Here is a 14,045-nt window from a genome sequence, read left to right on the forward strand (position 1 = left end):
AACCTCTCCTTACTGTCCGGCTGTTAAGTTTCCTGTGACTTGGCTGACGCGTCTTCCTAATGCGCGGCCCAGCTGGATACCTTCCTCAGACATTAACTCATCACTGTCTACCGGGCAAGTGACGCCCGCTCCGTAGTAAGAACCGTACAGCGCGTTTTCAGGCACATTGCCAGGCAGACCGACAACAATCATCCCTTGGTGGAACATTGGCGTGATTAAGTTGTGCATTGTCATTTCCAAGCCGCCGTGTGTTGTTGCCGTTGTGCAGAATACTGCGCCGACTTTGTTGATCAGCTCGCCTTCAGCCCATAAGTAGCCGAGTCTGTCGATCCAAGTTTTCAGACCTGCACTGATTGTTCCGAAATGCCCGGGGCATCCCCAAATAATCGCGTCCATGTCTTTAAGCTGGCGGATATCCGCCTGATCTACGTGGTCGATGAATACTTCAGCCGCGTCGTTTTCCCGAGCGCCTTCAGCAATCGCTTCTGCCAATACCTTTGTATGTTCGCCTTCACTGTCATACACTACATAAATTTTCATTCAGGAAACCTCCCTGTACAGTTTAAGATTCCTTAACTTCTTTTGGAGCCGGAAGCAATGAAAGCTCCTCTTTTTTCTTTTTCTCCGCACGCAATTTATCTTTTCTGACATCACGCAGGAAAAGACTGAGAATCACACCTGCCACACAGAATAATGTCGCCCACATAAAGGCGTCATTAATCCCCATGACGTTTGAATCGAGTGTCGCGTGTTTATAAATATGTGAGTAAACATACGTTTTCGCTGTTTCATAAGGCACATTCATATTCACCATTATATTCGAAACTGCATTTTGGAACGCATGGAGGAAGTTCGGGTCCGCCGTGCTTGTTTTATCTGCAATTTGTGAATAATGGAATGTCGTGCGGTTTGTATAAATCGTCGTAATTAAGCTTGTTCCAATTGATCCGCTGATTTGGCGGAGCGTGTTGCTCATCGCCGTTCCGTGACTGTTCAGACGGGCAGGAAGCTGGTTCATCCCGGCTGTCATGACAGGCATCATTAAGAGTGACATACCGAATGCGCGAATTGAGTATACAAGCATAATGTGTGTATACGGTGTATCGATGGTCAATTGCGTATATTGGAATGTTGTCACCACTGTCACGACCAGACCGATAATTGCAAGCGGTCTCGGGCCGAATTTATCAAACAAAATACCAGAGATCGGTGACATGATCAGCATCACGATCGCACCTGGAAGCAGAAGCAGACCGGATTGAAGCGCCGTAAATCCGACCAGGTTTTGCAGATAGATCGGTAACAGGAACATACCAGTGTAAAGTGCCACTGTAATAATGATATTAATAACACTTGAGAGTGAGAAAATGTCGTATTTAAACACTCTGAAATCAAGCATCGGATCATCATGGCGCAATTGCTGAACAACAAAAGCAATAATTGCAATGACGCCGATTATAACTGTAGACAGTACAACCGGGTCGGTCCAGCCGTCAGAACCCGCTTCACTGACTCCGTATAATAAGGATGCGAAACCGACAATTGAGAGGATCGCTCCAAGTGTGTCGAGTTTGATTTTTTGCGGCTCCACCAGATTCTTAAAGATGAAGAAAGCCACGATGATAACAATTGCGCCGACCGGCACAAGTCCGTAAAACATAATGCGCCATGTGTAATGCTCAATAATCCACCCAGAAAGAGTCGGGCCGACCGCTGGAGCAAACATCATCGCAAGTCCGAAAATCCCCATTCCTTTCCCCCTGCTTTCAGGCGGGAAGATTAACAGAATGGTTGTCATAACGAGCGGCTGCAAGATACCTCCGCCCACGGCCTGGATCAAACGGCCGATCAGCATTACAGAGAAGTTAGGTGCGATACCGCAGACTAACGTACCGAGCGTAAAACAGAACATGGCGACGAGAAAGAGACTCCGTTGGCCAAAACGTGTAATCAGGAAGGCAGATAACGGAATCAATACGCCGTTAACAAGCATGTAACCTGTTGTCAGCCACTGAATCGTCGTTGCACTTACGCCAAATTCAGTCATTAAGTGCGGCATTGCGACGTTAAGCAATGTTTGGTTTAGTATTGCCAAAAACAAACCCGCCATTAGCACAATCAGCAATGTCATAGGGCTTTTTGTATTTTTTTCTTTGCCTCTAGCCATCTAAGACAACCTCCTTTCATGGTTTGATGACTGATCTGTTTTACTCAGAAATCTTAACAGATGCATTCATACCTGGAAGCACCTTATCAGATGGGTTTTTAATTGAAATTTTAACAGGAACTTTTTGCGTTACTTTTGTGTAGTTTCCGCTTGAATTTGTAGATGGAAGCATATCAAAAGTTGAGTTCGTCGCATAGCCAATTTCTTCTACAGTACCGTCAAAAGTTGTATCAGGATCTCCGTCAACGACTACGTCTACACTATTTCCTACTTCAATATCCGCAATATCTGTTTCTTTAATATTTGCTGTGATGTACAGGTTGTCCATGTCAATCGTTTGCGCAATTGTTGTACCAGCCTGTACGGTTTGTCCGTTTTTCACTTCGTTTTTCACAATTGTTCCATCCATGATGGATTTCACATCAACAGTTTGTTCACCTTTGATTTTTGCAACTGTGTCGCCTTTTTTCACTGTTTTTCCTTCTTCAAGATCCCAGTCGGATACTTTACCTGCTGCCGGAGCTGAGATAGCTGCCATATCGCCGGCTACTTTTGCTTCATCTGTTTTTACGTAGTTTGTGCTTTGATAATAGTAGTAAGCACCTCCGCCTATAATTGCAAGAACAACAATCAAACCGATAATGTTGGTCAGAATTAAACGTCCTCTGTTCATTTTGTTTTTCTCCTTTCGTTTCTTCCTCTATCATTTTGTGGAAAGCTGGTGAAAATATGTGGGAAGTTTTCAATTACCGCTTTTTTCTGCACAGCCTTCAGCGAGTTTTGATAAACTCCCGGCAAGCTTACGCAAATATTGAAGCTGAGACGTGTCAAGCTTCTGATACAGGCTCGCGCCCATTTTTGCGTATTGCACAGCGGCTTTCTGTAAAAGTTCTTCCCCCTCTTCGGTTAACTGAATCATGACGATACGGCGGTCATCCGGACTGTCATATCGATTCATCAATTGCCGGTTATATAGGATATCGGTCATCCGGGTCACAGAAGCAGGCTTAAGATCAAGAGACATGGCCAGCTTGCTGAGCGGCGTGCTTCCGCTTTGATGAATTTTAAACATCAGTAAATATTGAAGGACTGTAATATCAAAAGGCTCAAGCACAATCTCCAATATCTTCTTCTGTTTTTTATAGATAGACCGAGACGTATCGAAGAGCTGTTCAAAAGTGAGCAAAGCACGTTCTGATTCAGTCAACTCCTTTTCACCTCATTCCTCAATAATAGTTCACAAGATAAAATATTAATAAATGAAAGAAGATTTGTCAAAGGAAAAATTCCTTTTTTCTTCTTATTTTTTTCGTAATCGCTTTCTTACTTTTTTAAATAAAAAAAAGCCCTGAAATGGGCTCTTCACTAGGATAATTGATGGCTGATGCCAGTTTCTTCATTTCTAAAAAAGTTCTTCAGCGCCTGAAAAACGTCTGACTTCTGTTTTAAAATATAGTATTTGAATTTCTCGTCTTTCACATTTTTATAAGCCGACATTAACGTCGAGTGTCTATTGTATTGATTGACCTCGCCATAACAGAACAAATTCGCTTTCTTCATAATATCATTCACCAATTTCACGCACCGGGCATTATCAGATGTGAGATTGTCGCCGTCGGAGAAATGAAAAGGGTAAATATTATAACGGGCGGGGCTGTATTTTTCATCGATCAGCTCAAGCGACTTTCGATATACGGAAGAACAGATTGTTCCGCCGCTTTCTCCCTTTGAAAAGAAATCTTCCTCAGACACAACTTTTGCTTCTGTATGATGGGCAATAAATTCAATTTCAACAGTTTCATATTTCGTCCGTAAAAAGCGGGTCATCCAGAAAAAGAAGCTTCTCGCCATGTACTTTTCCCACACGCCCATACTGCCGCTCGTATCCATCATTGCTAACACGACAGCTTTTGACTCAGGCTTCGTGACATCATTCCATGTTTTATATTTTAAGTCCTCCGGATAAATCGGATAGAAAGACGGCTTCCCTGTCATCGCGTTGCGTTTAAAAGCCGACATCATTGTTCTTTTCTTATCAATATTACCGGTTAACCCTGTTTTACGGATATCGTTAAACTCAATATCCGTGTGGATGATATTATCTATTTCTTTTTGCTGAAGATTCGGAAGCTCTAATTCTTTGAAGAGCGCATCTTCTAAATCCATTAGTGAAACTTCTGCTTCATAATAATCTTCGCCTGCCTGATCTCCGGCTCCCTGGCCTTTACCCGGCCCCTGCTTTTTGTCTGATCCGTCCCGGGCTACAACATCTCCAACCTGGCTGTCGCCGTCCCCTTGCCCTACATGTTTATTTTTATCGTAGTTATAGCGGATTTTATACTCATCCAGTGAGCGGATTGGAATTTTCACTACATCCTTGCCGTTAGACATAATAATGCTTTCCTCGGTTACGAGATCCGGGAGATTGTTTTTTATGGCTTCCTGTACTTTTTTCTGGTGGCGCTGCTGGTCATCGAAGCCTTTGCGATGGAGGGACCAGTTTTCCTCAGAAATCAAAAAATGGCCGCTGTCATTTTGGGACATGAATTCCCCTCCTTAACCATTTGTGGTCGTGATACATACCTATTCCGGCTTGTGCCAGATTATGAAACAAGTCTTTCGAAAAGATTTATATTCATCATATGCGCATCACTACAGTTAATTGACAAACTATTTAGAAAATGGTACAAAACAACCCGCCCTGTTCGGACGGGTCACTTGCTTATCGGTTCAGCAGGCTGCCGACGTATTTCAGCAGCTCATTGGCACTCGTCGAGTTGTAGCCGTGCTCATCAATTAAACGGGCGACGACTTCATTTACTTTCTTCAGCTGCTGCTCATCAGGCGTTTTCGTTGAGGTCGTAATTTTAACGACATCCTTCAAATCAGCAAACAATTTTTTCTGAATGGCTTCACGCAGTCTTTCGTGGGAATTGTAGTCAAACCGCTTTCCTTTTCTCGCATACGCGGAGATGCGGATTAAGATTTCTTCGCGGAACGCTTTTTTCGCGTTTTCGGAAATGCCGATCTGTTCTTCAATCGATCTCATCAGCTTTTCGTCCGGATTCATTTCTTCCCCTGTCAAAGGATCACGCAGCTTATTTTTATTGCAATAAGCCTCTACGTTGTCGAGATAATTATCCATGAGCGTTTTGGCTGATTCTTCATATGAATACACAAACGCTTTTTGGACTTCCTTCTTCGCAATATCATCATATTCCTTACGTGCTGCGGAAATAAAATTCAAGTACCGCTCCCGATCCTCGTTTGAAATAGACGGATGCTGATCAAGTCCTTCTTTTAAAGAACGGAGAACATCAAGGGAATTGATCGACTCCATATTTTTTCTGATAATGGTTGAAGAAATGCGGTTGATCACGTAGCGCGGGTCAATTCCGCTCATCCCCTCATCATTATATTCTTTCTTCATGTCCTCAACGTCTACTGAATTAAAGCCTTCCACACTTTCTCCGTCATACAGTCTCATTTTCTTCACCAGATCAATATCAGACCGCTTCGGCTCTTTTAATCGCGTAAGGATTGAAAACATCGCGGCGACCTTAAGGGTGTGAGGAGCAATATGAACATCTGATACATCACTTTCTGCGATCATTTTTTCATAAATTCTTTCCTCCTCAGACACTTTTAAGTTATAAGGAACAGGCATCACAATAATTCTGGAGTGCAGGGCTTCGTTTTTCTTATTAGAAATAAATGAGCGATACTCCGTTTCATTCGTGTGAGCTACGATCAGCTCATCAGCAGAAATTAACGCAAATCGCCCGGCTTTAAAATTCCCTTCCTGTGTCAGTGAGAGCAAATGCCAGAGAAACTTCTCATCACATTTCAGCATCTCCTGAAACTCCATCATGCCTCGGTTCGCCTTGTTCAGCTCTCCGTCAAACCGGTAGGCGCGCGGATCAGATTCAGAACCGTACTCGGCAATGGTTGAAAAATCAATACTTCCCGTCAAATCGGCAATATCCTGAGATTTCGGGTCAGACGGGCTGAAGGTGCCGATTCCCGTACGCTTATCCTCAGAAAAGAAGATCCGCTCCACCCTCACATCTTCAATACGCCCTCCGTACTCTTCCTCCAGCCTCATCACATTTAATGGTGAAAGACTTCCTTCTATTCGAATGCCGTATTCTCTGTAAAAATCCTCCCGCAAATGATGAGGGATTAAATGAAGGGGGTCCTCGTGCATCGGGCAGCCTTTAATCGCGTATACAGCACCATTATCCGTCAGCGTGTACGCTTCAAGACCTTTTTTGAGCATCGTGACCAGCGTTGATTTACCGCCGCTCACAGGGCCCATTAAAAGTAGAATCCGCTTTCTGACATCAAGCCTTTTCGCTGCCGGATGAAAATATTCTTCCACAAGGCGCTCGAGGGATTCTTCAAGCCCGAACAGCTCGCGGTCAAAAAAGCTGTACTTCTTCCGTCCGTCAATCTCCTCTATCCCGCTGTCTTTTATCATATTAAAAACACGAGAATGAGCAGATTGCGCGACCATTGGATTCTCTTTAATAATCTCCAAATAATCAGCGAATGTTCCTTCCCATTTCAGACGCTGCTCTTCCTCTCTGTACTTTTCAATTTTCTTTAATATATCCATAAGGACCTCCTCTATCATGTTTGATGCGCTGTGCAAAAAAAGGTACTTTGATACAATCTATGCCGTCAGCTCGTGATACATGCTTTGGTTTCTTAAAAATAAAGATACCTTATACAGCGTTGACAAGGCAGACTGCGTGCGTTCATAATAAAGAAAATACAGAATCATCCAGACTCGGACAGCAGGAAAAATTGAAGAGGGGGAGAGACGGTGAAAACAATCATCATGATGGGAGTCATTGTCACTTTTTTAGTATCAATTTTTACCGCAGGGTACGATAGCAAGCCGGGAAAAGAATAAAAAGAAAAGGGTGCTCCCTCCTGAGAGCGCCCTTTTTCTTTGTAACAGAACAATGTTTTACAACTTAATTCTTTTCATCATTTTTGAATGCTGATCGCATTCGCATTTGTTTTCAAACTCAACTGTGCCGATTTTACAGCCCGGCCCGATAACGACTTCTTTCCCTCTGACAACCGCCGCCTCGGTATTTTCCAAATAGATTTTATCTCCTTCAATCAGCTCCGCAGTTAGTTTCGCTTTTTTTCGCGTAAAAAAGCGCGCACGTTTTTTTACAGTAATGGACGTTCCGCCTATTTCCCGAACCCGGCTGGCATCATGGCTCAATCCGATATCAATCTCGCCTGCATTCAACAAACCTGTTACGTCCACACAGCCAGTGATATGAAACGATTCGATTTCACAATCGCCTTTCACGCTGAGCTTTCCTTTTGCTTCACACGAATCCCCTGCCATATTGCCGCCGATCTCAGTCAGACCCTTCAGCTTCAATCGGCCAACATGAAGAGCGCCTCTGACTTGTATCGTCCCATATATGCTGATTTTGTCCGCAGTCAAATCGCCTTCAAACTCGCTTTCTCCGAATACTTTCAGCCGTTCAGTCTCCGCGTTCCCGAGAAAACGGCCTGTGCCGTATATGCGGCAGCCTGCAGCGGACAGTCCTTCTCCAACCGTACCTTCACCTTTGATGCTGACATGGTGATAGGCACCTCCCGCAGCGTGCCCGGCACCATATAATTTTAAATTCCCTAATTTTACTGTTTCCATATGATCCTCCTTACATTCTTGTGTACGTGCCTACCGAAGCGTTCGGATCACAAGTATAATCGCCGCTGTATTCCACGGTCTCAATCCGGCAGTTCGGACCGATTTTCACTGTATTTCCCCGCACAGTCTTGGCGTTCGTATTTGTCAGCTCAATCACGTCCCCCTCGATCAGTTCAGCCGTTAACACAGGGATCGGCATCAGCTTCAGCAATGTCAGCATCCCTTTTCTGCCCGTCACTTGAAGATGGCGGCAGCCGATTTCCCGCACATAACTCTCTCCGGAAGAAAGCTTGATATTCACCTGATCAGCATTTAAAAGGCCGCTGACTTTGCATTTGCCTTCGGTCTGAAATGTTTCCGTTTCACAATCAGCTTCCATGACCGCCTTTCCGGTGATCACAATGTCATCAGCCTTGACTGTTCCGCCAAATGCTGACGATCCCGCAACCTTCAATTGTTTAGCGGCGGTATCACCTTGAATAAAGCCTGTTCCATTCATGCGGATGGATTCTGCTTCAACATCCCCATGAATTTTCCCTGAACCGCTGATGGTTACTGTTTTTGCCTTGACGTTCCCATCCGCTTTACCGGTCCCATTAAATGAAAAAGAGTCACACTCCACGTCTCCGGCCACGGTTCCGCTGCCATTAATCTCAACTGATTGAAATTTTCCGCCCTTTGAACTCCCTGTACCGTTTATCACTAGATTATCCATTATTTCCATTGATGGCCCTCCTGCATATATTTTGTCTTTAGTTCCTCTGAAGCATTTGCTAAATCCACTCTTTCGACAATCTTGACGGACGACTCAAAAAGGATGCTGTCTGCGGCAGCCGCTATAAAACAAGTCGTTACACCCAGCTTGCGTAAAATGATCAGTTCCGTCTGCTTCTTGATCTCCGCTGTATCATACTTCCTCAATACCTCGGCAGCCATTTTCGCTTCTTCCAAGCTGACATTTCCGGATTGTAAAAGCCCTTCAAGCACATACAGCGACAACAGATCCCGAGAAGAAAACATCGTGTCTGCTCCGCCTTCTGAAAAGACATGGAGAGCCGGCTTTGATATCAAACCTTTCGTCAGCAATTCATCAGCTGTCATGCTCACATCTTTCATTTTCGGTGACAGCATCTCCCGCATCTCATCCAAAGACAAATTTTCTTTCATCTTTTGAATGATTGAAATGCGCTTTAAAATATCCTCTCTAGGAAAAAACGTCTCTTGCCCTGTAAATGTGGATTTACGTATAAACCACTCCTCAGGAATTAAATTTTTTCGTTTCCATCGATACAGCTGACCGTATGAGATGGATGTTTCTTCAAGCAATTCTTTTTTAGAGATTAATTGATCTTCCATAAGTCCAGCTCCTTTGATGGATACATTGTAACATAACACTGTTACGTTGTTAAGCCCAGAATAAAGTTCCTTAACACAAAAAACCCGCCCATACACATGAGCGGGTTTTTCACTATTTTAAATCTCGGTAATTTTGCTGACGCAGCGCCTCATACACAAGAATCGCTGCGGTATTGGACAGATTTAGCGATCTGACATGCTCTGTCATCGGAAGACGCAGGCATCGGTCCATATTATTTTGAATTAATTCCTTTGGCAAGCCGCTTGTTTCTCTTCCGAACACAAAGAAATAATCCTCGTCAATATCCGTGTAGTCAAAAGATGTATGCGGCTTTTGGCCGAATTTCGTGATAAAGAAAAACTGCCCTTTTTTATATGCCTCAAACAATTCTTCTAACGAGTCATGATACACTACGTTTACAAACTCCCAATAATCAAGTCCGGCGCGCTTCAGCATTTTATCATCAGTTGAAAAGCCGAGCGGACGAATCAGGTGGAGCGTTGTATCTGTTGCTGCGCAAGTACGTGCGATATTCCCTGTATTAGCAGGAATTTCTGGTTGATATAAAACGACATGTAATGCCACTGTGTTCACCTCTATTTTTCTTATCCGCCCATCATTATATCATTAATTACTCTTTTGTCGTATCATCAACGATATGAAAAAAGGCATATCGGATAGACGGTGTGTATGCAGTTGAATCCTCGTATGACCAATACCTCATCCGGCTGTCATAGGACTGGGCGTTGACAAGCGGCATATTGCCTTTGTCCTTCGCCACCACAATCGTTGTGTGATTAAACCGGCCGTCTCCCTCAAAATCATAGCAAATCACATCACCCGGCACCAGCTCATCCGCTGATTTCACCCGAACCGCCCGAAGGCCGGCCTTGGAATTCGTCAAATACATTTTCATCGAGTGCGCCACCGTCCAGCTATAGCTCCAAGAGCTTTGTTTCATCCACCAGCCAGATCCTCTGTTCGGGTGGCCGCGCATTGGCGCTCCCCCTGCATGAAGACACTGAGAAATAAAATTCGTACAATTATCACTGAAATTTTTATAAGCCGGATTACGCTTGTTCCAATATTTTTCGGCATATTGTACCGCTCCGAGCCGGTCATATTGAAAAGCTCGGCCAAACGCTTCCCTATCTTCCTGTGAATAGTCAATAATGCTTTGGCCTTCACTAAACCCCGCCGGTTTTTTTATCACTTCCTGATCCTTAATCAGAATTTGATCATAAACAAAAGCGACTCTTTCTTCTATCTGCTCTTCCATATACAGACTGTCATCCTGCTCCTTGTATAGATATTCGAAGTGTATGATATACCTGATGCAGGCGGTTCCGTCATCCTCAACCTGCACATAGTCAATGACAGCTTTTGCTTTCGCTTTTATCATCTCAATCTTACGTTTTTCCAGAAGCTTTTTCTTTCGTTCCATGACTTCCAGGTCTCCGACTTGAGGCTCCTGTCTCAGATCATGCCCGTTGACCAGATAGCTGAGACGCTCCTCCGCTAGTTGTTCTAATATGTGCTTCAAGCTCACCCCACCCGACATACTTTTTTATAGAGAAAAAACACTTGGCTGCATCTCAAGTGTTTTTTCCTTCTGCTCTATACGTATGTCAGGACAAGACTTATTTAGTCATGCCGGCTTTTAGCAATTCAATTCCTTTTTCAATTTCCTGCTTTGCCTCTTCATCATTTTCTTTTTCCAGTGCTTTTTCAAGCTCCTCCGCGTATGCGTTGTCTCCGATTTTCCCGATCGCCCAGGCAGCCGTTCCCCTGATTACCGGGCGCGGATCTTTATGCATAAGCTCCGTCAGTTCAGGCAGTGCGGAGGTGTCTTTAAAGTGGGCAAGCGCCAGAATCGCATTCCGCTGAATCGGTTTTTTTCCGCGCCACGAGCCTGAAACATGTCCGAATTTCTCTTTAAATTCACGGTTACTGATGGTTAAAAGCGGCTTCAATAACGGTTTTGCAATCTCGGGATCCGGTTCCATTTCAGGATGAAGATGAAAATCCTTCCCTTTATTGATTGGACATACCGTTTGGCACGTATCGCATCCATACAGGCGGTTTCCGATTTTCGTGCGGAATTCATCCGGCAAAAATCCTTTTGTCTGGGTCAGAAAAGATATACAGCGCTGAGCGTTGAGCTGCCCAGGGTTCACAAGCGCTCCCGTCGGACAGGCGTCTAAACATTTGGTGCATGATCCGCACATATCCTCAATCGGCACATCCGGCTCGAAAGGTATATTTGTAATCATTTCCGCTAGATACACATAAGACCCGTACTCTGGCGTTGTAATCATACAGTTTTTGGCGCTGAACCCAATTCCGGCCCGTTCCGCCACTGCCCGATCAGACAATTCACCCGTATCGACCATTGATTTTGTCCTGATATCCTCATGCTTGCTTCTCAGAAAACCCTCCAGAAGATCGAGCTTTTCCCGCAGGACGTCATGATAGTCCTTTCCCCAGGAGGCTCTGCAAAAAATGCCTCTGCGCTCAGTTCGCGTGCTTCTTGGCGCATCCTTCATTCTCGAAGGATAAGCAAGTGCAATGGCCACGATTGATTTCGCTTTCGGCAAAAGCAGCGTCGGCGTCACTCTTTTTTCAATATCAGGCTCTTCAAAACCGGAAAGATATCCGAGTGACTCCTGAAGAATCAAACGGTCTTTTAAACTGTCAAATGTATCAGCGGTCGTAAAACCGATCTTGTCCACGCCAATGCTTTTCGCGTATTCTATTAATTCTTCTTTCAGCTGATAAACGTTCATGTTTTGCACAGCCTCCTTTCTTTGTGATAAAACAACAAGCCGTTGTATAATAGGTTGATATCCCGTAATTGGAGTGAATGCATGTGAATATCAAACTTGATCCTGTTATTACTGAACGTGCGGCAGGAATAAACGCAGCCGCTGTGATATATGAAAATATTGAAGTCGGCTCCTCTCCGCAAATGCTGAAAGGCAGACTTCGTTTATTTCAAGAGTCCCTGTTTTTTGACTATGCGGACGGCGGAATTTCCAGCCAGCCTTTCGTTAAAGAATGGCAGACAATCTTTAAGCAGCTTGACCCTTCATTCGAGGGAGAAAAAACGCCGATGGAGCAAATGCTGATCCCGATATCCAAAGAACAATTCATGGAAAGCGAGGATTCAGCTCATGATACCATACATTTTTTCGCGTTAAAATATTCTCTCCCCATTATGATCTATGATGCCGGCAAGCTCCAGGAGCCAGTCCGGATTTCAGCAGGAGAAAAAGATAACATACTGATTTATTCTGATGAAGACGGGGTATTTGGCGATTTCAAAAACAAAGTCAATCAAAAACCCGTCACAGCAGATACAAAAAGCATGCTGCAAATCATCTTTTTCCCGCCATCGATTAAAAAAGAAAACGCCGTTAACCTATTAACATCATTAACGAAAATGTTTGAACAAATTCACGGCGGCGGCCATACAGTACATTGGCTTACGTAAAAGAACACGAGATTCGTGTTCTTTTTCACATAAAAAAACGCAATACTTCGTTTATCTGAGAAACGAAACACTGCGTTAATAACGTATGTATGGAGCGGGTGATGAGAATCGAACTCACGACATCAGCTTGGAAGGCTGAGGTTTTACCACTAAACTACACCCGCATTTGTTATTGTCGGTGTCAGCACCGCTTTGACTTTTATTATGTTACACGTTTATTAATTTTTCGTCAAGAGTATATAAAAAATTTGTCGAAAGAAATTTTTATTTTTGAAATGTTGTTAAGTTTCATTTACATAATGTTAAATAAACTATACAATGGAAGAAAGTGAGAATGTGAAGGTGGCAGACGTCATGATGAAAAATAAAGTGAAAGAGCTCAGAGCGCGCTTCAGCTATTCTCAGGAAAAACTCGGAGAAACGGTCGGCGTCACGAGACAAACAGTCGCAGCAATTGAAAAAGGAGACTATGTTCCCTCACTGTTATTAGCATTAAAAATCTGCAAAGCCTTCTCCATGAAAATGGAGGATGTCTTTTGGCTAGAGGAGGAAGACTAATATGAGCATGAAAACAAAAGCAGCATTTCACCTCGTTTTGTTCGGCCTTGCATGCTGGACACTGATTTCATACTTTGAAGCTTCGGGAGGCATTGGAGCCTTTTTCAGCACAAGGAACGGCCAGATGATGTTTGATATAAACATTACCCCGTTTATTCTTTTTATTGCGGCAGCTGCAGTTTATATCTATTTACAAAAGAAAAGCCGACCTGCGTCAAAAAACCTCCTGCTGCCAGATGAATTTGAGGAACAGGATGAAAGAGAGCAGATGATGACCGCAAAAGCCTGCCGTGCGTCATATATCGCCGTCTACTTTTCACTGCCTGCCGCCGCTGTCCTGCTCATTTTTTACCCGCTGTTTCAGTCACACATTCCCTTTTTCCCTATTATTATCGTGTTTATCATCATGATTATCCAGCACATATCCTACGTCATTTCCTTCAAAAAAAATGAAAAAAACTCCGGCGCGGTGTAATCGTCCGGAGTTTTTTCTTACCAGCTTGCTTTTTTTACGCCCGGAATTTGGCCTTTATGCGCCAGCTCCCTAAATGCAATTCTGGACATTTTAAATTTTCTCATATATCCTCTCGGGCGGCCCGTTACCATACAGCGGTTATGGAGTCTTCCCGGTGCTGAATCTCTCGGCAGCTTGCTGAGTGCTTCGTAATCTCCTTTTGCCTTTAACTCTTGTCTGATAGCATCATATTGTTCAACAAGCTTCTGGCGTTTTAATTCTTTTGCCACTTTTGATTTCTTAGCCAAGAAAAAGCCTCCTTTAAATCGTAAT

At 43.8% G+C, this 14,045-nt stretch carries 15 protein-coding genes, 1 tRNA gene and 1 pseudogene; 3 read left to right on the forward strand and 14 right to left on the reverse strand.

Annotation, left to right across the window (positions count from 1 at the left end):
* Positions 1–9: 9 nt before the first annotated feature.
* From LNN34_RS11640 to queG, 12 genes and pseudogenes are all read right to left on the reverse strand, one after another.
* Positions 10–540 (reverse strand): NAD(P)H-dependent oxidoreductase, encoded by a 531-nt coding sequence (locus LNN34_RS11640; RefSeq protein ID WP_044156653.1) that lies wholly within the window; start codon positions 538–540, stop codon positions 10–12.
* A 22-nt stretch (positions 541–562) separates the two neighbouring features.
* Positions 563–2,167: an MFS transporter gene (locus tag LNN34_RS11645; protein WP_059293177.1), complete on the reverse strand. Its 1,605-nt coding sequence runs from the start codon at positions 2,165–2,167 to the stop codon at positions 563–565.
* A gap of 40 nt (positions 2,168–2,207) precedes the next feature.
* A pseudogene (locus LNN34_RS11650) lies at positions 2,208–2,874 on the reverse strand (HlyD family efflux transporter periplasmic adaptor subunit).
* Positions 2,875–2,909: 35 nt separating this feature from the next.
* The gene (locus LNN34_RS11655) at positions 2,910–3,374 is read right to left on the reverse strand and encodes a MarR family transcriptional regulator (protein ID WP_044156656.1); all 465 of its coding nucleotides are present in this window, start codon (positions 3,372–3,374) and stop codon (positions 2,910–2,912) included.
* A 158-nt stretch (positions 3,375–3,532) separates the two neighbouring features.
* The gene (yhbH, locus tag LNN34_RS11660; RefSeq protein ID WP_229043442.1) at positions 3,533–4,711 is read right to left on the reverse strand and encodes a sporulation protein YhbH; all 1,179 of its coding nucleotides are present in this window, start codon (positions 4,709–4,711) and stop codon (positions 3,533–3,535) included.
* Positions 4,712–4,889: 178 nt separating this feature from the next.
* On the reverse strand, positions 4,890–6,785 hold the full coding sequence (gene prkA / locus LNN34_RS11665) for a serine/threonine protein kinase PrkA (RefSeq protein ID WP_024120689.1): 1,896 nt from the start codon (positions 6,783–6,785) through the stop codon (positions 4,890–4,892).
* 357 nt (positions 6,786–7,142) lie between these two features.
* Positions 7,143–7,850, reverse strand: a complete 708-nt coding sequence (locus LNN34_RS11670) for a hypothetical protein (protein WP_229043443.1) — start codon at positions 7,848–7,850, stop codon at positions 7,143–7,145.
* Positions 7,851–7,860: 10 nt separating this feature from the next.
* Positions 7,861–8,574, reverse strand: a complete 714-nt coding sequence (locus LNN34_RS11675; RefSeq protein ID WP_229043445.1) for a bactofilin family protein — start codon at positions 8,572–8,574, stop codon at positions 7,861–7,863.
* Positions 8,565–9,206: a YhbD family protein gene (locus LNN34_RS11680; protein ID WP_069486287.1), complete on the reverse strand. Its 642-nt coding sequence runs from the start codon at positions 9,204–9,206 to the stop codon at positions 8,565–8,567. Before LNN34_RS11680 ends, LNN34_RS11675 begins: the two co-directional genes overlap by 10 nt.
* 112 nt (positions 9,207–9,318) lie before the next feature.
* A complete protein-coding gene (gene trmL, locus LNN34_RS11685; RefSeq protein ID WP_081638260.1) occupies positions 9,319–9,801 on the reverse strand; it encodes a tRNA (uridine(34)/cytosine(34)/5-carboxymethylaminomethyluridine(34)-2'-O)-methyltransferase TrmL in 483 nt (160 codons plus the stop codon).
* Between the two features lie 37 nt (positions 9,802–9,838).
* Positions 9,839–10,768, reverse strand: coding sequence for an amidase domain-containing protein (locus tag LNN34_RS11690; RefSeq protein ID WP_229043447.1), 930 nt, complete (start codon positions 10,766–10,768; stop codon positions 9,839–9,841).
* Positions 10,769–10,847: 79 nt separating this feature from the next.
* The gene (gene queG, locus LNN34_RS11695) at positions 10,848–11,993 is read right to left on the reverse strand and encodes a tRNA epoxyqueuosine(34) reductase QueG (RefSeq protein ID WP_044156663.1); all 1,146 of its coding nucleotides are present in this window, start codon (positions 11,991–11,993) and stop codon (positions 10,848–10,850) included.
* A gap of 83 nt (positions 11,994–12,076) precedes the next feature.
* Here queG and LNN34_RS11700 point away from each other — a divergent pair, with 83 nt between their 5' ends.
* Positions 12,077–12,700 carry a hypothetical protein gene (locus tag LNN34_RS11700; protein ID WP_229043449.1) on the forward strand — a complete coding sequence of 208 codons (624 nt, stop codon included), beginning with the start codon at positions 12,077–12,079 and terminating at the stop codon, positions 12,698–12,700.
* Between the two features lie 90 nt (positions 12,701–12,790).
* On the opposite strand, the gene LNN34_RS11705 is transcribed toward LNN34_RS11700, so the two are convergent.
* Positions 12,791–12,864, reverse strand: a tRNA-Gly gene (locus tag LNN34_RS11705).
* A 193-nt stretch (positions 12,865–13,057) separates the two neighbouring features.
* Between LNN34_RS11705 and LNN34_RS11710 the strand changes: the two genes are divergently transcribed.
* Together LNN34_RS11710 and LNN34_RS11715 are read left to right on the forward strand one after the other, a co-directional pair.
* On the forward strand, positions 13,058–13,258 hold the full coding sequence (locus tag LNN34_RS11710) for a helix-turn-helix transcriptional regulator (RefSeq protein ID WP_010333491.1): 201 nt from the start codon (positions 13,058–13,060) through the stop codon (positions 13,256–13,258).
* 1 nt (position 13,259) lies between these two features.
* Positions 13,260–13,733, forward strand: a complete 474-nt coding sequence (locus tag LNN34_RS11715) for a hypothetical protein (RefSeq protein WP_229043451.1) — start codon at positions 13,260–13,262, stop codon at positions 13,731–13,733.
* Between the two features lie 17 nt (positions 13,734–13,750).
* On the opposite strand, the gene rpsN is transcribed toward LNN34_RS11715, so the two are convergent.
* Complete coding sequence (rpsN, locus tag LNN34_RS11720; protein ID WP_227598365.1) at positions 13,751–14,020, reverse strand: 30S ribosomal protein S14; 270 nt, start codon at positions 14,018–14,020, stop codon at positions 13,751–13,753.
* Between the last annotated feature and the right edge of the window lie 25 nt (positions 14,021–14,045).

This window comes from Bacillus sp. AF23 (assembly GCF_020861455.1).
GTDB classification, from domain to species: Bacteria; Bacillota; Bacilli; order Bacillales; family Bacillaceae; genus Bacillus; species Bacillus halotolerans.

Coding starts and splice junctions, on each gene's coding strand:
- queG (WP_044156663.1), bottom strand. CDS start 11,993: ATGAACGTTTATCAGCTGAAAGAAGAATTAATAGAATACGCGAAAAGC.
- LNN34_RS11640 (WP_044156653.1), bottom strand. CDS start 540: ATGAAAATTTATGTAGTGTATGACAGTGAAGGCGAACATACAAAGGTA.
- prkA (WP_024120689.1), bottom strand. CDS start 6,785: ATGGATATATTAAAGAAAATTGAAAAGTACAGAGAGGAAGAGCAGCGT.
- LNN34_RS11670 (WP_229043443.1), bottom strand. CDS start 7,850: ATGGAAACAGTAAAATTAGGGAATTTAAAATTATATGGTGCCGGGCAC.
- yhbH (WP_229043442.1), bottom strand. CDS start 4,711: ATGTCCCAAAATGACAGCGGCCATTTTTTGATTTCTGAGGAAAACTGG.
- LNN34_RS11710 (WP_010333491.1), top strand. CDS start 13,058: ATGAAAAATAAAGTGAAAGAGCTCAGAGCGCGCTTCAGCTATTCTCAG.
- LNN34_RS11715 (WP_229043451.1), top strand. CDS start 13,260: ATGAGCATGAAAACAAAAGCAGCATTTCACCTCGTTTTGTTCGGCCTT.
- LNN34_RS11690 (WP_229043447.1), bottom strand. CDS start 10,768: ATGTCGGGTGGGGTGAGCTTGAAGCACATATTAGAACAACTAGCGGAG.
- LNN34_RS11645 (WP_059293177.1), bottom strand. CDS start 2,167: ATGGCTAGAGGCAAAGAAAAAAATACAAAAAGCCCTATGACATTGCTG.
- LNN34_RS11680 (WP_069486287.1), bottom strand. CDS start 9,206: ATGGAAGATCAATTAATCTCTAAAAAAGAATTGCTTGAAGAAACATCC.
- LNN34_RS11675 (WP_229043445.1), bottom strand. CDS start 8,574: ATGGAAATAATGGATAATCTAGTGATAAACGGTACAGGGAGTTCAAAG.